Origin of the sequence: Arthrobacter sp. EPSL27, assembly GCF_001512305.1 — a bacterium.
Taxonomy (GTDB): Bacteria; Actinomycetota; Actinomycetes; order Actinomycetales; family Micrococcaceae; genus Arthrobacter.
Genome location: NZ_LNUT01000005.1, coordinates 1,528,529 through 1,550,931, shown reverse-complemented (window position 1 = coordinate 1,550,931; position 22,403 = coordinate 1,528,529). Strand labels below are relative to the sequence as shown.

Annotated in this window: 24 protein-coding genes and 3 tRNA genes; 21 read left to right on the top strand and 6 right to left on the bottom strand. The window is 69.2% G+C overall.

Annotated elements, in window-relative coordinates; translation table 11 throughout:
• Window positions 1-11: 11 nt before the first annotated feature.
• Window positions 12-1,457, bottom strand: a complete 1,446-nt coding sequence (locus AR539_RS18150; RefSeq protein WP_066440180.1) for an NCS2 family permease — start codon at window positions 1,455-1,457, stop codon at window positions 12-14.
• A gap of 124 nt (window positions 1,458-1,581) precedes the next feature.
• Here AR539_RS18150 and AR539_RS18145 point away from each other — a divergent pair, with 124 nt between their 5' ends.
• Window positions 1,582-2,199: a copper resistance CopC family protein gene (locus AR539_RS18145; RefSeq protein WP_066439888.1), complete on the top strand. Its 618-nt coding sequence runs from the start codon at window positions 1,582-1,584 to the stop codon at window positions 2,197-2,199.
• Window positions 2,200-2,223: 24 nt separating this feature from the next.
• Here the strand turns inward: AR539_RS18145 and AR539_RS18140 are convergent, their stop codons facing one another.
• On the bottom strand, window positions 2,224-2,850 hold the full coding sequence (locus tag AR539_RS18140) for an FAD-binding protein (protein ID WP_066439887.1): 627 nt from the start codon (window positions 2,848-2,850) through the stop codon (window positions 2,224-2,226).
• Window positions 2,851-3,248: 398 nt separating this feature from the next.
• Here AR539_RS18140 and AR539_RS18135 point away from each other — a divergent pair, with 398 nt between their 5' ends.
• The 6 genes from AR539_RS18135 (at window position 3,249) to AR539_RS18110 (ending at window position 10,979) form a co-directional block, all read left to right on the top strand.
• The gene (locus tag AR539_RS18135) at window positions 3,249-4,286 is read left to right on the top strand and encodes a universal stress protein (RefSeq protein ID WP_066439882.1); all 1,038 of its coding nucleotides are present in this window, start codon (window positions 3,249-3,251) and stop codon (window positions 4,284-4,286) included.
• Between the two features lie 78 nt (window positions 4,287-4,364).
• Entirely contained in the window at window positions 4,365-7,073 is a 2,709-nt protein-coding gene (locus tag AR539_RS18130; RefSeq protein ID WP_231728655.1) for a PEP/pyruvate-binding domain-containing protein, read from the top strand.
• 13 nt (window positions 7,074-7,086) lie between these two features.
• Complete coding sequence (locus AR539_RS18125; RefSeq protein WP_066439879.1) at window positions 7,087-7,842, top strand: hypothetical protein; 756 nt, start codon at window positions 7,087-7,089, stop codon at window positions 7,840-7,842.
• Between the two features lie 85 nt (window positions 7,843-7,927).
• A complete protein-coding gene (locus AR539_RS18120) occupies window positions 7,928-9,013 on the top strand; it encodes a LolA family protein (RefSeq protein ID WP_066439878.1) in 1,086 nt (361 codons plus the stop codon).
• A gap of 18 nt (window positions 9,014-9,031) precedes the next feature.
• A complete protein-coding gene (locus tag AR539_RS18115; protein WP_066439875.1) occupies window positions 9,032-10,066 on the top strand; it encodes an ABC transporter ATP-binding protein in 1,035 nt (344 codons plus the stop codon).
• A 49-nt stretch (window positions 10,067-10,115) separates the two neighbouring features.
• Window positions 10,116-10,979 carry an ABC transporter permease gene (locus AR539_RS18110; RefSeq protein ID WP_082699469.1) on the top strand — a complete coding sequence of 288 codons (864 nt, stop codon included), beginning with the start codon at window positions 10,116-10,118 and terminating at the stop codon, window positions 10,977-10,979.
• A gap of 24 nt (window positions 10,980-11,003) precedes the next feature.
• Here AR539_RS18110 and AR539_RS18105 read toward each other — a convergent pair whose 3' ends face one another.
• The 4 genes from AR539_RS18105 to AR539_RS18090 form a co-directional block, all read right to left on the bottom strand.
• Complete coding sequence (locus tag AR539_RS18105) at window positions 11,004-11,936, bottom strand: cation diffusion facilitator family transporter (protein ID WP_066439873.1); 933 nt, start codon at window positions 11,934-11,936, stop codon at window positions 11,004-11,006.
• 10 nt (window positions 11,937-11,946) lie between these two features.
• Window positions 11,947-12,396 carry a metallopeptidase family protein gene (locus AR539_RS18100; RefSeq protein ID WP_066439871.1) on the bottom strand — a complete coding sequence of 150 codons (450 nt, stop codon included), beginning with the start codon at window positions 12,394-12,396 and terminating at the stop codon, window positions 11,947-11,949.
• Between the two features lie 20 nt (window positions 12,397-12,416).
• Entirely contained in the window at window positions 12,417-13,337 is a 921-nt protein-coding gene (locus AR539_RS18095; protein WP_066439869.1) for a DMT family transporter, read from the bottom strand.
• Between the two features lie 97 nt (window positions 13,338-13,434).
• Window positions 13,435-14,316: an ArgP/LysG family DNA-binding transcriptional regulator gene (locus AR539_RS18090; protein ID WP_066439866.1), complete on the bottom strand. Its 882-nt coding sequence runs from the start codon at window positions 14,314-14,316 to the stop codon at window positions 13,435-13,437.
• A 69-nt stretch (window positions 14,317-14,385) separates the two neighbouring features.
• Here AR539_RS18090 and AR539_RS18085 point away from each other — a divergent pair, with 69 nt between their 5' ends.
• The 14 genes from AR539_RS18085 (at window position 14,386) to AR539_RS18020 (ending at window position 22,330) form a co-directional block, all read left to right on the top strand.
• A complete protein-coding gene (locus AR539_RS18085) occupies window positions 14,386-14,988 on the top strand; it encodes a LysE/ArgO family amino acid transporter (protein ID WP_066439865.1) in 603 nt (200 codons plus the stop codon).
• 43 nt (window positions 14,989-15,031) lie between these two features.
• Window positions 15,032-15,664 (top strand): FMN-binding negative transcriptional regulator, encoded by a 633-nt coding sequence (locus AR539_RS18080; protein WP_066439864.1) that lies wholly within the window; start codon window positions 15,032-15,034, stop codon window positions 15,662-15,664.
• A gap of 154 nt (window positions 15,665-15,818) precedes the next feature.
• Window positions 15,819-15,891 (top strand) — tRNA-Glu (locus AR539_RS18075).
• Between the two features lie 102 nt (window positions 15,892-15,993).
• A tRNA-Asp gene (locus AR539_RS18070) sits at window positions 15,994-16,067 on the top strand.
• A gap of 48 nt (window positions 16,068-16,115) precedes the next feature.
• A tRNA-Phe gene (locus AR539_RS18065) sits at window positions 16,116-16,191 on the top strand.
• A 126-nt stretch (window positions 16,192-16,317) separates the two neighbouring features.
• Window positions 16,318-16,776 carry an Asp23/Gls24 family envelope stress response protein gene (locus AR539_RS18060; RefSeq protein WP_066439863.1) on the top strand — a complete coding sequence of 153 codons (459 nt, stop codon included), beginning with the start codon at window positions 16,318-16,320 and terminating at the stop codon, window positions 16,774-16,776.
• Window positions 16,773-16,964, top strand: a complete 192-nt coding sequence (locus AR539_RS18055) for a hypothetical protein (RefSeq protein ID WP_066439861.1) — start codon at window positions 16,773-16,775, stop codon at window positions 16,962-16,964. Before AR539_RS18060 ends, AR539_RS18055 begins: the two co-directional genes overlap by 4 nt.
• Window positions 16,961-17,341, top strand: a complete 381-nt coding sequence (locus AR539_RS18050) for a hypothetical protein (protein ID WP_066439859.1) — start codon at window positions 16,961-16,963, stop codon at window positions 17,339-17,341. The genes AR539_RS18055 and AR539_RS18050 overlap by 4 nt, the downstream gene beginning before the upstream one ends.
• Complete coding sequence (locus AR539_RS18045) at window positions 17,338-18,021, top strand: DUF6286 domain-containing protein (protein WP_231728654.1); 684 nt, start codon at window positions 17,338-17,340, stop codon at window positions 18,019-18,021. Before AR539_RS18050 ends, AR539_RS18045 begins: the two co-directional genes overlap by 4 nt.
• Window positions 18,018-18,629, top strand: a complete 612-nt coding sequence (locus AR539_RS18040) for a hypothetical protein (protein WP_066439857.1) — start codon at window positions 18,018-18,020, stop codon at window positions 18,627-18,629. Before AR539_RS18045 ends, AR539_RS18040 begins: the two co-directional genes overlap by 4 nt.
• Window positions 18,630-18,860: 231 nt before the next feature.
• Entirely contained in the window at window positions 18,861-20,141 is a 1,281-nt protein-coding gene (locus AR539_RS18035; RefSeq protein WP_066439854.1) for an ABC transporter substrate-binding protein, read from the top strand.
• A gap of 7 nt (window positions 20,142-20,148) precedes the next feature.
• On the top strand, window positions 20,149-21,186 hold the full coding sequence (locus AR539_RS18030; protein ID WP_066439852.1) for a carbohydrate ABC transporter permease: 1,038 nt from the start codon (window positions 20,149-20,151) through the stop codon (window positions 21,184-21,186).
• Window positions 21,183-22,070 (top strand): carbohydrate ABC transporter permease, encoded by an 888-nt coding sequence (locus AR539_RS18025; protein WP_066439847.1) that lies wholly within the window; start codon window positions 21,183-21,185, stop codon window positions 22,068-22,070. The genes AR539_RS18030 and AR539_RS18025 overlap by 4 nt, the downstream gene beginning before the upstream one ends.
• A gap of 8 nt (window positions 22,071-22,078) precedes the next feature.
• Complete coding sequence (locus tag AR539_RS18020) at window positions 22,079-22,330, top strand: hypothetical protein (protein ID WP_066439845.1); 252 nt, start codon at window positions 22,079-22,081, stop codon at window positions 22,328-22,330.
• Window positions 22,331-22,403 lie beyond the last annotated feature (73 nt).

Here is a 22,403-nt window from a genome sequence, read left to right as displayed (position 1 = left end):
AGGGGAGGGGGTTAGTGCAGCCCCAGCGCTGCCTCGATGGGGCCGATCGCGAAGAAGAGCAGGAACGCCCCGGCCACAGCCCACATCAGCGGGTGCACTTCGCGGGCGCGGCCCTGGAAGGTGCGGATCAGGACGAACATGATGAAGCCCGCGCCCAGGCCGTTGGCGATCGAGTAGGTGAAGGGCATCAGCGTGAACGTGAGGAACGCCGGGATGGCGATGCCGAGGTCCTGCCAGTCGATCTTGCCCACCTGCGAGACCATCATGAAGCCGACCACCACCAGCGCCGGGGCCACGGCCTCGAACGGCACCAGGTTGATCAGCGGAGTGAAGAACATCGCCACGAGAAACAGCAGGCCGGTGACGACGGACGCCAGTCCGGTGCGGGCGCCCTCGCCGATGCCGGCGCCGGATTCAACGTAGATCTGGTTGGAGGAGACCGAGGCGCCGCCGCCGACGATCGCACCCAGCGCGTCCACCTGCAGGACCCGGTCCACGTTGGGGATGTTGCCGTCCTTGTCGATGCTGCCGGCCTCGGTGGCGAGGCCCACCATGGTGCCCATGGCGTCGAAGAAGATGCTCAGCAGGATCACGAACGCCAGCAGGGTCGCGGCAACGAAGCCCAGGTGCTCAAAGGCGCCGAACGGGTTGGCCCGGCCGATCAGCGACAGGTCCGGGGCCGCCCACTCGGAGAAGGCCGGAGCCACGAGGGACCAGCCCTGCGGGTTGTACGGCTGGCCCGGCTGGACGCTGGGGCCGATGCGCAGGGTGAATTCCAGGATCACGGCCAGGACCGTCGAGGCGACAATGCCGATGAGAATGGCGCCCTTGACCTTGCGGACCACCAGGGCGATGGTGAGGATCAGGCCGAAGACGAACACCAGCGTGGGCCAGCCCAGCAGCTTGCCGTCGAAGCCCAGCCCCACCGGGACGGTGGTGCCGGCGACGTCGGGGATGCGGCGCACGAACCCGGCGTTGACCAGGCCGATCAGGGCGATAAAGAGTCCGATGCCCACCACGATCGCGGTCTTCAGCCCCTCCGGGACAGCCTTGAAGACGGCGGTCCGGAAGCCGGTGAGGACCAGAATCAGCATGGTGATGCCCGAGAGCATCACCAGGCCCATCATGTCCGGCCAGGTCAGACCGGGGTTGGTGGCCACCGTGACGGCGACGAAGGCGTTGACGCCGAGGCCCGTGGCCAGCGCGAACGGGTGCTTGGCCCAGGCCCCCATCAGGATCGTCAGGATGCCGGCCACAAAGGCGGTGACGGCGGCGACGGCGGGGAAGCCAAGGGTGGCGCCGGTGGAGTCGGGGCCCGACAGGATCAGCGGGTTCAGCACCACGATGTAGCTCATGGCGAAGAACGTGGCGAACCCGCCGCGGATCTCACGCGAGAGGTTCGACCCCCGCTCGCTGATCTTGAAATACCGATCAAGTGCAGAGCCCTGCTTGAGCATCAGGTCTGGCATGAGTCCTCCGGGAGACGTGGGGGTGTTCCTAGCATCTTATTAGCCGGGCGCCGGGGGGCCCGCCGATTTCGCCTAGTCTGTAAGGAAGCCAACACTAGGAGCAGCTCTTTCCATGTGCTTTATCCGACAGCTTCGGAGTGCCCTGCTGGGCGCCATGATCTTCGCCGCGGCCCTGCTGGGCGTCGCGGCTCCGGCCTCGGCGCACGACGCCGCCGAGTCCACCGCCCCGGCGTCGGGCGCCACCGTGGCGACGCCGCCGGAGAAGGTCTCGGTCACGTTCAACAACAAACCGCTGGGGCTCGGTTCCCAGATGGTGGTCAACGATGCCGCCGGCACCAACTGGGCCGACGGCGCCGTGGAGATCGTCGACAACGTGGCCTCGCAGAAACTCAAGCCGGGCGCCCCGGCCGGCGCCTACACCGTGGTGTGGCGGGTGGTCAGTTCGGACTCGCACCCGATCGAGGGGACCTTTACGTTCACTGCGACCGCCGGAGCAGCAGGTTCGACGGCGGCTGCCGCGGTTCCGACGATGGGAACCGCGCAGCCCGGCATCACCCCGGCACCGGCGCAGCCGGCGGACTCCTCCGAGCCCTTCCCCTGGAGCATCGTGATCTTCGTGGGAACCGGCATCGGCATTGTGGTGGTCCTGGGCCTGATGGCCAAGCGCCGCCTCGCAGGCCCGGAAGGTCAGGGCAGCGCGGGCCCGGACTCCGTTAACAGCGACGACTGACAGCGGCGGGGGAACTGGAACGGCCTAGGCGGGGGCCGCGAGGGCGTAGCCGCCGGACAAGGCCGCGGGGAAGCCGCCGGGGTTGACCTTGGCGGAGATGGCCTGGCCCACCACCTTTGCCTGGCGCAGCACTTCCTTCGGCGTCGGCGTGATGAGTTCGCCCACGCCCACGAGGTACATCCCGAGGGCGTGCATGGCCGCCATCAGGTTCTGGCCCGCGGCCATGCCGAGCTCGGAGAGCATGCGGCGCAGCTGGCTGTGGGCACAGCGGGTCAGGACCAGGTGGTCCGCCAGGAGGACGCCGCCCGGGGTCCGGACTGCCCACTGCTGGGTGGGTCCGGTGACGCCGGCGTCGAGGTGGTCCAGCTGCAGGGCCCGGATGTTGTTCCGGACATCCAGCTTGTGGCTGGAGGCGTAGTTCCGCAGGTGCCGGAGGATCTCATTGCGTTCCCGCAGGGTGGCGGCGTCGGCCGCGTCGCAGCGCTGGAGCGATGAGGTGTTGGCCGGATGGCCGGCGCCCAGCAGGTCGAGCCCGTCCACAATGATGGCGTCCACACCGCGCCGCTGCAGCTCGCTGGCGACCGCCAGGCCGGACAGGCCCGTGCCGATCACGACGGCAGCGGTCCGTTCGATTCCCCCGGACAAAGGCATGCTCGACACTGCAGTGTCCCTCCTTGGATGGTGTGAACGACGTTCTGAAACACGAGTCTCGGTTCAGCAACGCATCGAAGAATACCTAACATTTTCTGCCTTGGATAGAGTCCGTCCAACATTGCCCGGGCCGCTGGTTTCCGGGCTCTCCGTGCGCCCCCGGCGGCGCGGATCCGGGCCCGCCCGGCGCGCCGGGTTCCCGTGTAAACACTGGGTAAAACCTGCCCGACGGCGGCCGCGCCGGCCTCCTTGATTGTTCCCGGAAAACCGAGAATAGTTGGGAAAATCAGGGGTGCAGCCCGCAGCTTCCTCGGGCGCGTTGCCGGTGGACGCCGCGGGCGGATACGTCTGGCAGAATAGCCGCAACATCAGGCAAGAATCGCGAGGAGGCGGACCCCATGGGCCGAGAACAGGTGCATCCGGATCCGGCAGGGGAGGTCCCCGGCGGGCCCGCGGCTCCCCGGGGGATCGTGGTCGGCGTCGACGGTTCAGACCACAGCAAGTGCGCCCTGGTGTGGGCGGCCCGCGAAGCCGAGCGCCGCCGTCGTCCCCTGCACATCGTGACCGCCTACTCCGTCCCGATCTTCGCCGCGTCAGGGCTCGACGGCGGGTACGCCACCGTGGATGATTCGGTGATCCGCGAGGGGGCCGAGGCCATCCTGGCGCAGGCTGTGAACAAGGTGTCCGGCTACCTGATCGACGTCGACGCGTCTGTGGAGAACGGGGATGCCTCCGGCGTCCTGCTGGAAATGTCCGAGACCGCCGAACTGCTGGTCTTCGGCACCCGGGGCCGGGGCGGGTTTGTCGGCAGGCTGCTCGGCTCCGTCAGCAGCGCCCTTCCCGCCCACGCAAAATGCCCCACCGTCACCGTGCCCCTGATCTGCTCCGACCGGCTGGGTGAAACCACCGACGACAAACACGTCCTGGCGGAACGCGCCAAGGCCGGGCACCTCCCGGTTGAAAACGTTGTGGTGGTGGGCGTGGACGGCTCCGAACAGGCCCGCGTCGCGGTCCTGGAGGCGGCAGAGCAGGCCGAACGGCTCTCGGCCCCGCTGCGGGTGGTGTGCGCCGTCCCGCAGTACAGCGGATCGCTGGCGTGGGTCCCCGCCCCGATGGACCGGGAAGCGCTCTTCGCCGACATCCGGACTCAGCTCGACGCGGGCACGGCCTGGATCAGGAGCCACTTTCCCCACCTCACGGTGGAGTCGCAGCTCGTGGACGGCTCTCCCGTGGACATCCTGGTCGAGGCCAGCCGGCATGTGGAACTGGTGGTTGTGGGCACCCGAGGCCGCGGCGGCTTCACCGGAATGCTGCTCGGTTCCACGTCGGACGGCATCCTGCACCACGCCAAGGGCCCGGTGATGGTGGTGCCGGACCGCGACGACCCGCGGCTGGCGGACCGGGTCAACTTCGGGCCCGTCCTGGGCGATTCGTAGCACCGGGCGGCCCATGGCCGCGCGGCGCGGTGACGGGAGGGCCGGCGGGTGGAACAGCAGCCGATGCAACCAGGACGGATGCAACCAGGACCGGTGCTTGCCCTCGAGCTGGCCGGCGCTGATCTCCTACCCGACGTCGGCGGCAAGGCAGCCAATCTCGGCGAGCTGATGCGGGCCGGCCTGCGGGTTCCGGCCGGCTTCGTCCTGACCACCCGGGCCTACCGGCAGGCCACGTCGGCCGCCGGGCTCGACGCCATCCATGCCGCGCTGGCAGCGACCGCGCCGAATGACCTGCCGCGGCTCGCCGTCCTGGCCGCCGACGCCCGCGCACGGGTCCTCGCCGCGGACGTCCCGCCGGGAATCGCCGACGCCGTCCGGGCCGCCTGCGCGGCGCTGGGACCGGAGACACCTGTCGCCGTGCGGTCGTCCGCTACCGCCGAAGACCTGCCGTTCGCCAGTTTCGCCGGCCAGCAGGACACGTTCCTGAACGTGGCCGGCGCCGACGACGTACTGGCCGCGGTCCGGCGCTGCTGGGCCTCGCTCTGGACGGACCGTGCCGTGAGCTACCGCGCCACCCACGGAATCGCGCCGTCCGCCGTGGCACTCGCCGTGGTGGTGCAGAAGCTGGTGGACGCGGCTGTGGCGGGGGTCCTGTTCACCGCCAATCCCGTGACCGGCCGGCGGCACGAGGCCGTCATCGACGCCAGCCCGGGCCTCGGGGAGGCCGTGGTGTCCGGGGCGGTCAACCCGGACCACTTCATCGTCGACAGCGCCACCGGCAAAGTCACGGAGCGCAGGATCGGAAGCAAAGGGGTAGCCGTCCGGCCGCTGCCGGGCGGCGGGACCGAACAGGTCAGCGTGCCGGTCAGCGTGCCGGGGCCCTGCCTCGACGTCGCGCAGCTCGCCGCGCTGGAGCTGCTCGGCCGGCGCGCGGAACTGCACTTCGGTGCGCCGCAGGACCTCGAATGGGCCATTGACGGCGGGGGAACGCTGTGGCTGACGCAGTCGCGGCCCATCACCACCCTGTATCCGCTGCCGTCCCGCCGCCGGGTCCTGGACGGGCCCCGGGCCTACTTCTGTTTCAGCCTCGCCCAGGGCCTGACCCGTCCGCTGACCCCGATGGGGCTGGCCTGTTTCCGGCTGATTGCCTCGTCCGTGGCGCGGGCGGCGCACTTCGACGTGCCGGAGCCCCTGGACGGGCCGCCGCCCTACGCCGAGGCGGGCCAGCGGATCTTCTTCGACCTGACGCCGGTGGTCCGCAGCAGCGTCGGGCGGGCTGTGGTGCCGCGCGTATTCGACGTGATGGAGGCCCGCTCCGCCGCCGTGCTGCGGCGCCTGTTCGAGGACCCCCGCCTGTCTGTCACAGTGCGGTCGCCGTGGCGGGTGCTCCGCCATGTCGCGCCGGTGGCCGCCCGAGCCCGGGTCCCGGAGACACTCCTCCGCGGCCTGGTCCGGCCGGAGGCGGCGCTGCGCCGCGTGGAGCGCTTCGGCGAACGGTTCCGGGCCACGCTGGTGGTGCCCGCAGGATCCACCCCGGTGCAGAGGCTGGACCACGTGGAGCGCATCCTGGGACAAGTTCTCTTTCCCGTGGTCCCCAACATCATTCCGCTGCCGGCCCTGGGCTTTGCCCTGCTGGCTGCTGCGGGCAAGCTGCTGGGCGCCGGTCCGGGAGCCCTGCAGCCGGTGCTGCGGGGACTGCCCCGCAACGTGACCACCGAGATGGACCTGGCCCTGTGGCAGCTGGCGGCGGCGATCCGGGCCGATGCCGCGGCGGCGGCGCTGTTTGACGGGCCTGTCCCCGACGGCGAAGGCCCCGACGGCGGGGTACCGGCGGAGCTGGCCCGCCGCTACCGCGCCCGGGAGCTTCCCGCCGTCGTGCAGTCCGGGCTGGCCGGATTCCTGGGCAACTACGGGCACCGGGCGGTGGCCGAAATCGACGTGGGGATGCCCCGGTGGTCCGATGACCCGTCCCATATCCTCGGCGTCCTCGCCAACTACCTTCGGCTGGAGGATCCGGGCCAGGCTCCCGACCGGCTGTTCACCAAGGCGGCCAATGAAGCCGAGGAGCAGGTGGAACGCCTTGCCGGGGCTGCGGGGGAGCGGGGCAGGCTGCGCGCGGCGCTGGTCCGGGCGGCACTGAAGCGCACCCGTTTGTTCGCCGGACTGCGCGAACTGCCGAAGTACCACATCGTCGAAGCCTTGGCCGCGGTGCGCGGCCAGTTGCGGATCGTCGGGACGGCAGTGGCCGACGCCGGCAGCATCAGCGAGCCGGACGACGTGTTTTTCCTGGACCTTGCCGAGGCCCGGGAAGGCCTCGCCGGGACTCCGCTGCAGCACGTCGTGGCGCAACGCCGCGGCGACTACGCGCAGGAACTGGGCCGCCGGCACATTCCGCGGGTGCTGCTCTCGGACGGAACCGAGCCCGAAGCGGTGCATTCCGCCCGCCCCGGGACGGTGCCCGCAACTGCTGGACTGCTGACGGGCGCACCCGCGTCGGCGGGCACAGTTACTGCCCCGGCCCGCGTCATCCTCGACCCCCAGGGTGCGCGGCTGGAGCCCGGCGAGATCCTGGTGGCGCCCTCCACTGATCCGGGCTGGACGCCGCTGTTCCTCACCGCCGGCGGATTGGTGATGGAAATGGGCGGCCCCAACTCACACGGCGCGGTGGTCGCCCGGGAGTACGGGATTCCCGCGGTGGTCGGGGTTCCGAACGCCACCTCGCTGATCAGCACCGGCCAACGCATCACGGTCGACGGCGCCGCCGGCACCGTTGTGCCGGACGCCTAGCTACAGTGGGCGCATGAGTGACGTGCAGGGTCCGACGCCGCCGGAGGGCGACGCCGGGCCGCCGGCGGAGCAGCAGGCAGAGCACCGGGCGGAGCACCGGGCGGAGCCTCACCCGGCGGCCGGCGTCGACGATCCGTGGCTCCCCGCTGTGCTGGTCAGCCGGCCGCTCACCGCCGGCTGGGCCTGGACCGGGTTCTGGGCAGCCCTGATCGTCGCCGACGACTTCTTCGACTTCGCGGGATGGTCCTGGTACGTGATGGTGGGGATGGCCGCCCTGCCCACCCTGCTGGCGACCGTCGCGCTGCTGCAGGCCACACCCCGCCGGTACCTCAAGCCGCGGAAGGACACGGTCCTGGGACACTTCTTCGTCCGTTTCCTCGCCCTGACGGCCGCGTTCCTCGTCTGGGGTGTTTCGGTGGTCATGAGCGCCTCCATCTCCACCACCATCCAATCCCTCGTCGGGGCCTCAGAGCGGGAGGTCACAGCCCTGGGCTTCAATCTCCTGCTGGCCGCAGTGCCCCTGGTGGTGTCGGTGCTCTGGCTGGCGTTCATCATCCGGTGCGCGTGGTTCCTGCGGCGGCTCCGCGGCTGGAAACAGGACCCCGGGGCGGCCCGGTTGCCCAAGAAGTTCCTGCGGGGAAGGCCGCGGCTCCGGCGGGTGGTCGTGGGGCTTGCCCACCCGGGGCTGCTGCTTGTAGCCGGCCTGGGGACGTCCGTGCTCGCGTTCCTGCTGGGGGCGGTCGAGTTGACGCTGAATGTATTCGCGTAACCGGCAATGTCGGCCGGAGAGGTGAAGTGGAGCACTTCCAGGCGTACTGTTGAAGCATGAGCTGCAAGGTTGGAGCGCGGTCGCGATGACGCGCAAATGGCTGCGTTGGATGCCCGCCGTGGTGGTGCCTGCCGTGATCGCGGCCGGCGTCCTGTCCGCTTCACTGCCCGCAAACGCGGGCGATCCGCTGCCGGAGAAGACGCCGCAGCAGGTCCTGCTCATGCTCGCCCAGCACGGCGAGAAGGCCCTGTCCGGCACGCTGGAACAAACCTCCGCGCTTGGCCTGCCGGAACTCCCGACGTCCGGCCCCGGCGCAGGCGCCCCGGAGGCCGCCTGGCTGGAGCTGCTGACGGGCCCCCACACGGCACGGGTCTACCTCGACGGGCCGGATAAAGCCCGGGTGCAGGTCATGGACCGGATGGCTGAGCGGAACGCGGTCCGGAACGGCGGCGAACTCTGGTTCTACAACTCCAAGGACAACACGGCCGCGCATATGCAGCTCCCGGCCGATGCCACCGCCCGCCACAAGGACAGCCCCTCCACCGCGACCCCCGGTGACCTGGCGGACAAACTGCTCGCCAAACTCGACTCCAGCACTGAGGTGGCCGTAGGCCCCGACACGCAGGTCGCCGGGCGGGCCGCCTACAACCTGGTGCTCACCCCGAAATCCGGCACCACCCTGGTGGATTCGGCCACCATCGCCGTCGACGGCGAAAGCGGGCTTCCGCTCGGCGTCGAGCTGAAGGCGCGGGGACAGTCGGAGCCCGCGTTCAGTGTGGAGTACACGAGCCTGACCCTCGGTTCCCCGGATGCCGCCATCTTCAACTTCACCCCGCCGCCCGGTGCCACCGTGGAGGAAGTGCCGCTGCAGGAGCGCAAAGCCGCCGCACCGCCGTCGGACGTTGCCCAGGCGAAGGCCGCCAAACGGCCCACAGTCACCGGAACGGGCTGGGAAACCGTCCTTGAGTTCCCGGCCGGGGCCATGAAGGCCCCTGCCGCTGACGAGCCCCGGTCCGGTGCGGCATCGCTCCTGGACCAGGCCGCGGTCCCCGTCCCGGGCGGACGGCTGGTGTCCACGTCGCTGATAAACGTGCTGATCCTGGAGGACGGACGCATCCTCGCCGGTTCCGTGCCGCTGGAGCGGCTCCAGGCCGCAGCCGCGCAGCCGTGAGCGCCGGGTGACCGCGGGGTGACCGCCGCCGGGCCGGCGACGGAACTGAGCATCGAGACCTCCGGTCTGAGCAAGCGCTTCGGCCACCAACTCGCCGTCGACGGCGTGGACCTGGCCGTGCCCAGGGGTTCGGTCTTCGGGTTCCTGGGCCCCAACGGCTCCGGCAAAACCACCACCATCCGGGTCATGCTGGGGCTCGCCGCCGCCAGCAGCGGCTCCGTCCGGCTGCTGGGAGAGGAAATGCCCGGGCGGCTGCGCAGTGTCCTGCCCCGCGTGGGCGCCCTGGTAGAGGGGCCGGCGTTTTATCCCTTCCTCTCCGGCGCAGCCAACCTGCACCGCCTCGACGCCGCGGATCCGGCGGCCTCGGCCGCAACCCGGAAGGCGCGGGTGCACGCGGCGCTGGACCGGGTGGGGCTGACCCATGTGGCGGACAAGAAGGTCAAGGCCTATTCGCTGGGCATGAAGCAGCGGCTCGGCATCGCCAACGCCCTGTTGGCGCCCCGCGACCTCCTGATCCTGGACGAACCCACCAACGGACTGGACCCGCAGGGCACCCGGGAGGTCCGCAGCCTTGTCCGGTCGCTCGCGGCCGACGGCGCCACCGTCTTCGTCTCCAGCCATCTGCTGGCGGAAGTGGAGCAGATCTGCACGCATGCGGCCATCATGAGTGCCGGCCGGTTGGTGGCCCAGGGGACGCTCGCGGGGCTGCGCCAGGACGGGCAGACAAGGATCCGGGTCCTGACGCCGGACCCGGGCGCCGCGGCGGAGGTGCTGGCCCGGCTGGGCCTGGGCCCGGCCGGCAACGGGCCCGCGGCCGCCTGCCCGGACGCGGTGCCGGGTGCCGCGGCTGCCGGGAGGTCAATCACCAGAGCCGGTGAAGTGGTGCATGCCCAGCTTCCCGCCGCGGCCGGCAACGGCCACGTGGCGCCGGAGGATGTGGTGGCCGCGCTGGTGGCGGCAGGCGTCCGGGTCCGGGGTTTCGCCCTGGAGGAGGTCAGCCTGGAGGAACGGTTCGTGGCGCTGACGGGGGAGGGCTTTGACGTTGTCCAGTAAGGAATCCGGCTCCCGCGAGAGGACCGGCGGAGACACCGTCCCGGAGGACATGGCCGGCAATGCCGCGCACCGTCCGGCGGCCGCGCCCGCCGGGCGGCGGTGGGGCCGAGGCCTGCTCGCGTCCGAGCTGGGGGTGCTGTTCCGCCGCCGCCGCACCTGGGCCATGCTCTGTGCGCTCGCGGCCATTCCAATCCTGATCGCCGTGGCCGTGAGGGTGTCCTCCGCGGTGCCGCCGGGCCGCGGCCCGGCGTTCCTTGACCGGATCTCCCAGAACGGGCTGTTCGTTGGCGTAACCGCAATGCTGGTCTCCGTTCCCTTGTTCCTGCCGCTCACCGTAGGGGTGGTGGCGGGGGATACCGTGGCCGGGGAAGCCGGGATGGGTACGCTGCGGTATTTGCTGGTGGGACCCGCGGGCCGGGTCCGGCTGCTGCTGGTCAAGTATGCCGGCGCGGTGGCGTTCGCCATTACCGCCCCGCTTGTGGTGGCGCTGGTGGGCGCCGGGATCGGGGCGGTGCTCTTTCCGGTGGGGCCGGTGACCCTGCTCTCCGGCGATTCCATCGGCGCTGCTGAGGCACTGCTGCGGCTGCTCCTGATCGCCTCCTACCTTGCGGTCTCGCTGATGGGCCTGTCGGCGATCGGGCTGTTTATGTCCACCCTCACCGACGTACCGGTGGGGGCGATGGCAGCCACCGTGGTGCTGTCGGTTGTCTCCCAGGTTCTTGACGCCCTGCCGCAGCTGGAATGGCTGCACCCGTGGCTGTTCACCCACTACTGGCTGGACTTCGCGGATCTGCTCCGCCAGCCGATCGCCTGGGATTCCTTCGGCACCAACCTCGTGCTGCAGGGCGGCTACGTCGCCGTGTTCGGGGCGCTCGCCTACGGCCGCTTCATCACCAAGGACGTGCTGTCCTAAGGCCGGCTGGTGCGTTTCCGGACGTCAGGCGTGCTGGTGTGACTCATGCTCCGCGTGGGAGACCGGCTCCAGCTGGAACGTGCAGTGCTCGGTGTCGAAGTGCGAGCCCAGGCAGCTGACCAGCGTGTCCAGGATCTGGTCGGCGCCGCGGGCGTCCAGGGCCGCGTCCTCCACGACAACGTGGGCGGAAAAGACCGGCACGCCCGAGGTGATGGTCCAGATGTGGATATCGTGCACGGACACCACCCCGTCCACGGCCAGGATGTGCTCACGGATCAGCTGCACGTCCACCCCCTTGGGGGTTGCCTCGAGCAGCACGTCCACCACGTCGCGGAGCAGGTGCCAGGCACGTGGCAGGATCATCAGCGCAATAACGATCGAAGCGATGGTGTCCGCCGCCTGGTATCCCGTCACCATGATGACCAGCGCGGCGGCAATGACCGCGAAGGAACCCAGCAGGTCGCCCAGGACCTCGAGGTAGGCTCCCCGGACATTGAGGCTCTCCTTCTGGGCTCCGCGCAGGATCAGGAGGGAGACGAGGTTGGCGACGGCGCCCAGGACGGCCGCGTAGAGCATCACGTCGGTCTGGACCTCGGGCGTGGAACCCAGCCGGCGGATGGCCTCGGTGAAGATCACCACGGAGATGACGATCAGCACCAGGGCGTTCGCCATGGCGGCCAGCACCTCGGCGCGCTGGTAGCCGTACGTGCGCTGGTCACTGGCCGGCCGGGACGCGATCCAGGCGGCCAGGAGGGCGATGGAGACGCCGGCCGCGTCCGAAAGCATGTGCCCGGCGTCGGCCAGCAGTGCCAAAGACCCCGACACCAGCGCGCCGACCACCTGGATCAGAACGACGCCGAGGGTGATGGCCAGGACGGCCACCAGGCGCTTCCGGTGCTTTGCCGTGGCAGTGCCGGGGGCGCCGAGGCCGTGCGCATGGCTGTGGTTGTGTCCCATGCCTACAAGGCTAGCCCCAGCCGAGCTCGTGCAGGCGGTGGTCGCTGATGCCGAAGTGGTGCGCGATCTCGTGGACCACGGTGATAGTCACTTCCTCGATCACGTCTTCCCGCGATGCGCAGATATCCAGGATGGGCTGGCGATAGATGGTGATGCGGTCCGGCAGGGATCCGGCGTCCCACCAGGAATCCCGTTCGGTGAGCGGCACCCCTTCATAGAGGCCCAGCAGCACCGTCTCCGGGTCCTCGCCGGGCTGCGGGGTGTAGTCGTCCTCGATGAAGATGGCCACGTTGTTCATGGTCTTCGCGAGCTCCGGGGGGATCCGGTCCAGGGCGTCGTTGACGGCGGCTTCAAAGTCGGCCTCGGACATCGGGAACGGGCCGTCGCCCGCGCCGTTGTCCTCCGGGACGTCAGGTTCGTCCGGGACGATGGGGAGGCCTGGCGGCAGGAAAGCGGGCATAGCTGAACTCTAGTGCCGAATCAGCGCGACCGGCGCCGGGTCAGGCCCACTCCCACGAGGCAGATGGCACCGCCCACCAGGCCCCAGACGGTGGGGATCTCGCCCAGCACCAGCCAGGAGATCAGGATGGTGGTGCCCGGCACGAGATACGTGGTGGCGGCGAGCCGGCCGGCGTCGATCAGGGACAGCGCGTAGGCCCAGGTGGTGAACGCGATGGCCGTGGGGAAAACGCCGAGATAGACCAGTCCCAGCGTCGCCGGCAGCGGGGCCGCCTGCAGTTCGGCGGCCAGCTGGCCGCTGAAGGGCAGGCAGCAGACCGCCCCCACCAGGATTCCGAACCAGGTGGCCTGGGCCGCGGGCAGTTTCCGCAGCACAGGCTTCTGCACGATCACACTGACCGCCGCGAGGGCCGCCGCCAGCAGGCAGAGCAGCACGCCCGCCACGTCCGCCGTCGACCGCTGCCCGGAACCAAGGGCGATCACTGCCACCCCGCCGAACGCGACCAGGCTGCCGATGATCAGCCAGCGGGGGAAGCCCTCCTTGAGGATGACTCCGGCCATGATGGCGACCAGGATCGGGTTGACGTTGATCAGCAGCGCCGCCGTGCCGGCGTCGAGCAGGTGCTCGGCGGCGTTCAGGGCCACGTTGTAGCCGCCGAACCACATGACGCCGTAGGCCAGGATGGGCCACCACTCGCGGCCCTGGGGGAGGCTGGCGCCCTTCCGCAGCAGCTGCGGCAGCACCACCAGGCCCAGGACGACGGCGGCAATCCCCAGCCGGCCCAGCGTCAGGGAACCCGGGGAGAAGCTGGGACCCACGGCCCGGATGCCCACAAAGGCGGACGCCCACAGCACCACCGTCGCCACGACGGCGGCGATGCCGAGTTTGCTGATCCGGGCCGGGCGGATTTGCGGGGAGCCTGTCTGGGCGGTTGTTGCCATGCTGCCAATCTAGCCCGTGCCGGGGCCCGGCGACTGGCGGAAATCGGTCACGTCAGCACAAGTTCCTGCCAGCCGCCTGGAAGCTGCGCATGGCCGCTCATAAAAGGGGGCGGGCAGCGGCCTGGATGGCAGCGGCCACTTCGTCCAAAGCGGCCGAACCGTGCCGCCACTGCTGCCAGTGCAGCGGGACGTCCACGTGGGCGGCCGGGTCCAGGGGAACCAGGGTGCGGCGTTTCAGTTCGTCCCGCACCTCGATTTCGGGGAGCAGGCCCCAGCCCATGCCCCAGCGGATCGCCTCGCCGAACTCGTGGGCGGCCGGGACGTAGTGCCGCGGCGGCTGGATCGCTGTCCGGCTGACGCTCCGCAGGTAGCGGTCCTGCAGGTCATCCTTGCGGTCGAAGATGATGACCGGGGCGTCGGCGAGCACGGCCGCCGTCGCCCCGCCGGCAAACCACCGGGCGGCGAACTCCGGGGTGCAGACCGGCAGGTAGCGCATCACGCCCAGCCGCCGGGACGAGCAGCCGGGGGCGGCCTTGGCGGTGGTGGTGATGGCCGCGGCGGCGGCGCCGTTGCGGAGCAGCTCGAGTGAATAGTCCTGGTCCTCGCGCAGGATCTCCAGCTGCACCTTGTCCGCCACGGCGGCGAGGCCGGGCAGTGCCCAGGTGTGCAGGGAGTCGCTGTTGATCACGAGGGTCAGGCGCACGCGGGCAGGCTGCACGCCGGGCTGCAGTTCCTCGGCCAGGTCGGCGGAGAGCATGTCCAGCTGCCGGGCGAAGCGCACCACCGCCTGGCCGGATGTGGTGAGTTCCACGGGGCGCGTGCGCTTCAGGACCGGCCGGCCGACGGCGACTTCGAGGGCCCGGACGCGCTGGCTCACCGCCGACGCCGTGACCCGCAAGTGGCTGGCCGCGGCCTCGAAGCTGCCGTGCGCCACGATGGCGGCCAGCGTCCGGGCCTGCTCCGGATGGATGTCGATCATTAGCCAATCTTATGTTGGCGAAGAATTATTAACTGGTTTCATGTTGGTCCGGACCCTACCGTTGACAGGGTGATCTACTCCCTCGCTTCGGGACTGGCCAGCGGGCTCTCCCTCATCATCGCCATCGGTGCGCAGAACGCCTTCGTGCTGCGCCAGGGCGTCCAGCGCTCGCATGTCCTGCTGGTGGTGGCCGTCTGCGCCCTGTCGGACCTGGTGCTGATTGTGCTGGGGGTGGCCGGGGTGGGCGTCCTGATCGAACGGGCGCCGGCCGTCCTGGAAGTGGTGCGCTGGGCCGGGGCCGCCTTCCTCCTGGCCTACGGTTTGATGGCGGCCGCGCGGGCCATCCGCGGCGGCCAGGCGGCCCTCACTGCGGAGGGCCGGCGGGGGACGTGGGCCGCCGCCCTGGGCACCTGCCTGGCCCTGACCTGGCTGAACCCCCACGTGTATCTGGACACCGTGCTGCTCCTGGGCTCGCTGGCCGGCGCCCACGGCGCGGACGGGCGGTGGTGGTTTGCCGCCGGAGCGGGCCTCGGCAGCATCGCCTGGTTCTCCGCGCTGGGCGCCGGCGCCCGGTACCTCGCGCCGTGGTTCGCCCGGCCCGGCAGCTGGCGTGTGCTCGACGGCGGGATCGCCTTGGTGATGGTCACCCTCGCTGTCATGCTCGTAGCCTGAGGCAGGCAGCACATCCGTGAAACTTCTCGACAAAGGAACCGCCATGTACGTCCCCCAACACTTCGCCGCGGACCAGGATGCCGTCAGGGATTTGCTGGCGAACGCCGGCGCCGCCAACCTGGTGACGTCCACGGAACGCGGCCTCCTCGCCACCTTGCTGCCGTTCGTCTACGATCCGGCGGTGGGGGAGCACGGGGCCCTGCTGGGCCATTTTGCCCGCAACAACGAGCAGTGGCAGGTCCCGGCGCTGGGCGAGGCCCTCGCCATCATCCAGCGCTCCGATGCCTACATCTCCCCGAACTGGTACCCCAGCAAGGCAGACCATGGCCGCGTGGTGCCCACCTGGAACTACACCACCGCGCACGCCTACGGCCGGCTGGTCATCCACGACGACCCGGAGTGGCTCGACGGACTGGTGCGGCGGCTGACCGAGCAGCATGAAGCAGCCTCGGACCACCCCTGGGCCGTGGACGACGCGCCCGCCCGCTACATCGCCGGGCAGCTCCGGGCGATTGTCGGCGTCGAACTTGTCATCACGCGCGTCGAGGCGAAGCGCAAGCTCAGCCAGAACCGGCCGGAAGCGGACATTGACGGCGTGATCGCGGGGCTGCGGGCCAGGGGCCGGCAGGATGCGGCCGGAGATGTGGAGCGGGCCCGCCCCGACCGGAATTCTTGAGGACTGCGGCCCGGCGCGACGCCCGGCCGGTTGATTTTGGATATTCCGGGGTGTGCCCTTATAGTTTTATAGTCCAGTTCGGAGGAACCCGAAAGGACAAAAACGAAAGGCTTCGGCCCTAAATTTTTGCCCTGTTCAGCCGGACGGCGTCCTGGCCCCCATCGTCTAGCGGCCTAGGACACCGCCCTTTCACGGCGGCGGCACGGGTTCGAATCCCGTTGGGGGTACGCAAGGAACTGGTCAAAGCGGATGTAAAAGTCTGGTAGGCTAAAGGCCTTGAAAAATTGCGGTAGCGATACTGCAAGAAGCAAGAACAGCAGTAAACGCAAGGCCCTGTAGCGCAGTTGGTTAGCGCGCCGCCCTGTCACGGCGGAGGTCGCGGGTTCAAGTCCCGTCAGGGTCGCTCTGATTGCCAGAAGAAATTCCGGCTCTCAAGGTGACACGTCACCTAGGCTCTGTAGCTCAGTTGGTAGAGCGTTCGACTGAAAATCGAAAGGTCACCGGATCGACGCCGGTCGGAGCCACCACTGGGAAGCATCAGTTCTTTGAGAACTGGTGCTTTTCTTCTTTTAACCGGACGCCGCCTGCCCGGGACCGGGACCCCTGGCCGGGGCACGTATTAGGGTGGTTCCAAAGAGAAGGGGGAGTGCCTCATGGAATACCCGAATCCTCAGCCCGCAGCGGCCCCGGTGCCCGGCCCGGCCGAGCCGCAGCCAGGCACCGGACGCACCGTCATTTCCGAAACCGCCGTCGCGAAGGTTGCGGGCATCGCCGCCCGCTCCGTCCCCGGCGTCTACTCCTTGGGCTCGGGCCCGTCCCGTGCGCTCGGCGCCTTCCGTGACGCGGTGGGCAGCACCGACCACGCCGCCGGTGTCCGTGCCGAGGTCGGGGAAACCCAGGTGGCCGTGGACATCGACCTGGTGGCCCTGTACGGCACACCCCTGCACGCCCTGGCAGACCAGATCCGCGCCGCCGTCTATGCGTCTGTCGAGGAACTCGTGGGGCTCCAGGTGATCGAAGTCAACATCGAGATCAACGACGTCTACGTGCCCGGCCCGGCAAAGCCCGGCACCCCGGCCGAGACCCGGCCCGCGAGAGAGGTAATCCAGTGAGTCTGACCGTGGTGGGCATCGCCGCCGGTGCCTTTGTGGCATTCATGTCCTTCCAGTTCGGCGTCTGGGGATTCCTCGGCGCCCTGCTGTTCATGGGAATCGGTGCCCTCCTGGGCCGCGCCGCGGAAGGGAAACTGGACCTGCGCAGCGTGCTCGACGCCCTCTCAGGCCGGCGTTCCTCCTCATGAGCGGCCACGCCGGCGCCGCCCGGACCGCCCCGATGTCCGGGCACACCCGGATCAGCACCCAGGCGCTCAGCAGCGTGGCCAAGGCTGCCGCCGCGGAAGCCCTCGGCGTCGCGCCGCATGACGTCCGCGCTGACTGGTCCGACGACGACGGGCTGCTGGCCCTGTCCCTCGTCGCTCCCATCACCGTCCCCCCGCTGGCCACAGTCCTGCGCGACGCCGGACGGGTGGCGGGCTCCGGCGGTTCCATCTGGGACCGGGCCGTGGCCGCCAAGGCCGAAATCCTGGATCGGGTGACGCAGCTGAGCGGTGCCCGGCTGAGCCGGGTGGACATCCGGATCGGCGGGGCCAGCATGAAGGAAGGGGCGCGCGTCCATTGAGGCATAACTCCGAACACGGCGCCATCCCCGGCGGCAACGTCCCGCCCCCGCCGAGCGCCGCCCCCGGCGGCGCCGCCCTTGACACGGCGGCGCGGCAGGCACCGGCAGATCCCCGCAAGGACGACATCCTCCGCCGGGAAACGCACTCCTCCCGGGCCGTGGCCTCCATTATCGCCGCTGTCCTGGTGGCGGCGCTGTGCGGCTATGCCCTTCTGGAAACGGCGGTCCGTGCCTTCGGCCAGCCACCCTGGCTCGTGGATCCGGAGACCGCAGCGGAGCAGCTGGTGGCGCTCCCCGCCGGTGTCCCGCCGCTCCTGCTGGGTGTCCTGGGCGCGGTGCTGGCCATGGCCGGCCTGTTCTTTTTCCTGAACGCGGTGCTCCCCGGGAGGCGCGCACGCCATGTCCTGCGGGACCGCCGGGCGGCCGTGGTGGTGGACGACGAGGTCATTGCCTCCGCGCTGGCGCGCCGGGCACGCGTGGCCGTCAATGTAAGCCAGGAGCAGGTCATGGTGACAGTGGCCCGGCAGCACGTCGACGTCAATGTCCGTCCCACCTCAGGGGTGCCGCTGGAGGCGGATGCCGTCCGCGCCGCCGTCGAGGGTGAACTCCGGGACATGGGCCTGGACCCGGCGCCGGCCGTGCGGATTAACGTCGCCCCGTCGGGGGTGGTGGGCGCATGAACGGCACCCCCAGAATCCTCAACCGCATCCTGATCGGCATCCTCGGCGCCAAGCTCCTGGCCATCGGAATCCTGCTCATCGTCCTCGCGACGGTGCCTGCAGCCGGAATCTGGTGGAAAACCTGGGCCGGCGGCGTCTGGAGCCTCTGGCAGGACCTGTTTGAGCGCACGCGCTTCCCGGGGCGTCCGGAGAGCTGGCTCTGGATTGTGGTGGTCCTTTTGCTGCTCCTTGTGGTGGGGGCGATGGTGGCCTGGGTTGCCCAGCAGGGCAAGGGGCGCACCAGCCTGCTCGTCTCCGAGGAGGATCCGGGCGACGTGCCCGGCAATGTCCGGATCGGCAGCGGCGTGGCCGAGCAGGCAATCCGGGCCGCCCTGGCGGACCGTCCCGACCTGGCCGGCACCACGGTTGCCACCTACGAATTCCGCGGCGAACCGGCCCTGAAAATCAGGATCCAGCCCCGCCAGGGCGTGGCCCCGCACCGGCTCGCCGAAGAGGTCTCGCTCCTCGTGGAAGCCCTCGACGTCGCGCTCGGCAAGCGCACCCCGGTGCTCATCCACATCGCCTCCGGTGCGCGCTCACGGTTCGGGCGGGTTGAGCGGGTCCGCTGATCCGTGGTGAGGTTCCGGCAATATTTCTGAAGCCCGGCCCGGCGCGCAGAACGGCGCGCAGGGCCCGGTTCGGCGCGGATCAGGACACAAAAACGCGCCCGGGGCAAGGGTCTCCTTTCCGTAAAGGTTCGATGTAAACGCTTGCATTCCTCACTTACTGTTGATTACTGTGAGGGGCACCACACAACGCACCGCCGTTTTTTGTCCGGTACTCAGCGAGGAGCCCCCAGTATGAAAACACCGAAGTTCCTACTTCCCGTCGCCACAGCAGGCGTCTTGGCCCTGACTCTCTCCGCCTGCGGCGGCGGAGGGGGCGGCACCACCGCCGGCTCCGACGCCGAACAGGGCCTCGACGGCCGCGGACCCATCACGTACGTCCAGGGCAAGGACAACAGCAACGTGGTCCGGCCGCTGATCGAAAAGTGGAATGCAGCCCACCCGGACGAGAAGGTGACGTTCAAGGAGCAGACCGACCAGGCCGACCAGCAGCACGATGACCTGGTCCAGAACTTCCAGGCCAAGAACGCCAACTACGACGTTGTGAGCGTCGACGTTGTCTGGACTGCAGAGTTCGCCGCCAAGGGCTGGCTGCAGCCGCTAAAGGACAAGATGGCGCTGGACACCTCCGCCATGCTGAAGCCCACGGTTGAGAGTGCCTCCTACAAGGGCACGCTGTACGCGGCCCCGCAGAACTCCGACGGCGGCATCCTCTACTACCGCAAGGACCTGGTCCCCACGGCGCCCAAGACCTGGGACGAAATGATGGGCATGTGCACCATCGCCGAGGAAAACGGCATCGGTTGCTTCGCCGGCCAGTACGCCAAGTACGAGGGCCTCACGGTGAACACGTCCGAGGCCATCAACTCCGCCGGCGGCGCCGTGCTCGACGCCGAGGGCAAGCCGAACCTTAACACCCCGGAAGCCAAGGAAGGCCTTGAGAACCTGGCCTCAGCCTACGCCGACGGCAGCATCCCCAAGGAAGCCATCACCTTCCAGGAGGAACAGGGCCGCCAGGCCTTCCAGGACGGCAAGCTCCTCTTCCACCGCAACTGGCCGTACGTCTACAACCTGGCCGTGACGGAAGGCTCGTCCAAGGTCAAGGACGTCCTGGGCATGACCGCCCTGCCCGGCAAGGACGGCCCCGGCGCCTCGACCCTCGGCGGACACAGCGCCGGCATGAGCGTCTACTCCAAGAACAAGGCCACCGCCCTGGACTTCCTGAAGTTCCTCACCTCCGAAGAAACCCAGAAGTTCTACGCCACCCAGGGCTCCCTGGCCCCGGTCCTTGGCGCGCTCTACGACGACCAGGAGCTCGTTACCAAGCTGCCGTACCTGCCGGTTCTGAAGACCTCCATCGAGAACGCCGAGCCGCGTCCGGTCACCCCGTTCTACCCGGCGGTCACCAAGGCCATCCAGGAAAACGCCTACTCTGCCATCAAGGGCGAGAAGTCCGTGGATGCGGCGCTGTCCGACATGCAGAAGTCCATCGAGTCCGCTAGCGCGGGACAGTAGCCCCACCATGGCAACCGAATTGGGCCCGACGCCGGTCAAAGGACCGGCGTCGGGCGGTACCCCGATCCACCACGGCCCCAAGGGCGTGGGGGAGGACAATGCGATAGCGAGCCAGGGCAAGTGGGCCTCATGGCTCCTGGCCCCGACCATCGTGGCGCTGGCGATCGTGATCGTCTACCCGATCATCAGCGCCATCGTGATGTCGTTCCAGAAGGACGCCGGCCTTGACCCCGTCACCGGGCTGTTCACCGCCGGCGGCCCGGCCGGGTTCTCCAACTACACCAACTGGCTGTTCCAGCAGTGCGCCGCCCCGGGCGGCGGAACCGTGGCCTGCCCGCCGGGCACCCTCGGTTCGCAGTTCTGGTCCGCCACGGGAACCACGTTCTACTTCACCATCGTCACGGTGACCCTGGAGACGGTCCTCGGTTTCTGGATGGCCATCATCATGGCCCGCACCTTCCGCGGCCGCAGCCTGGTCCGCGCGGCCGTGCTGGTTCCGTGGGCCATCCCCACCGCCGTCACGGCCCAGCTGTGGCTGTTCATCTTCGCCTTTGAAGGCATCGGCAACAAGCTGTTCAACACCACCATCCTGTGGACGGGCAGCGAGATCCCGGCCCGGTGGGCCGTCATCATCGCCGACACCTGGAAAACGACGCCGTTTATGGCGCTGCTGATCCTGGCCGGCCTGCAGATGATCCCCGCCGAGGTCTACGAGGCGGCCAAGGTGGACGGCGCCACCGCCTGGCAGCGGTTCCGAATGATCACCCTGCCGCTGGTGAAGCCTGCGCTGATGGTCGCGATCCTGTTCCGCACCCTCGATGCGCTGCGCATGTTCGACCTCCCGTACATCCTGACGGAAGGCTCCAACAACACCACCACGCTCTCCATCCTGGTGGTCAACCAGATCAGGCAAGGCTTCAACTCGGCCGCAGCCCTGTCCACCATCACTTTCATCATCATCTTCATTGTGGCCTTCATCTTCGTCCGCTTCCTCGGAGCGAACGTAGTGGAGCAGCAAACCGGCGCAGGTAAGGGGAAGAAATGACCGCCGCGACCGAACTCCGGGCCAAGCAGGACCAAGGCCGGAAAGCCGCCCAGAACAGGGAGAAATGGGCGAGCGTCCGCACGTACGTCAGCGCCGCCGTCATCCTGGTCTGGTGCCTCGCCCCGGCGTATTGGATGGTGGTCACGGCGTTCCGCGACGTGGGCTACACCTACGACACGTCGCTCCTGCCCACGCACGTGACGCTGGACAACTTCATCACGGCGTTCGACACGTCGTTCGGCAACAGGTTCGGCCAGGCGCTCCTGAACAGTGTGTTCATCGGCGTCACCGTGACCCTGATTTCGCTGGTGCTCGGCGTGTTCGCGGCTTACGCCCTGGCACGCCTGAACTTCCGGTTCAAGTACCTGGTGCTGGGCTTCATCCTGGGCGCGTCCATGTTCCCGGGCGTCGCCCTCATCACGCCGCTGTTCCAGCTGTTCACGAACATCGGCTGGATCGGCACCTACCAGGCGCTGATTATTCCGAACATCTCCTTCGTGCTCCCGCTGACGGTCTACACCATGACCTCATTCTTCCGGGAAATGCCGTGGGAGCTCGAGGAAGCCGCCCGCGTGGACGGCTGCACCCAGGGGCAGGCATTCCGGAAGGTGATCATGCCGCTGGCGGCACCTGCCATCTTCACGACGGCGATCCTGGCCTTCATCTCCTCCTGGAATGAGTTCCTGATCGCCAGCCAGCTCTCTAACGACGCGACCCAGCCGGTGACGGTGGCCATTGCCAACTTCGCCGGGGCCCAGCCGCAGCAGATTCCGTACACGGCCATCATGGCCGCCGGAACCATCGTGACGATCCCGCTGGTCATCCTGGTGCTCGTCTTCCAACGGAAGATTGTCGCAGGCCTCACGGCCGGCGCCGTGAAGTGACCGCAGCAATGAACAAACCAGAGCGAGGCCTCGTCCGGAGCGAACACCGCCGTGTCCGCTCCGGCGAGGACTTCGACATCATCATCGGGCTCCTCGGCTTCTGGACATTGGTCCTGTTCGTGGTCACCGTCTGGATGGAGCTGACCGGCCAGCCTGCCCTCGGCTGGGCGCTGGGGCTGCTGGCCATGGTGCTGGCCCTCTACGGCCTGATCCGGCTGCGCCGCCGCCTCCCCCGAAGGACGGCAACCCGGCGCAAATGAACGCGGGGTCACGTAGCGTCCATCCCGAGGGGGTTTATGGGCGCCAACTGACCCCGCGTTGCTTTTAGAAAGA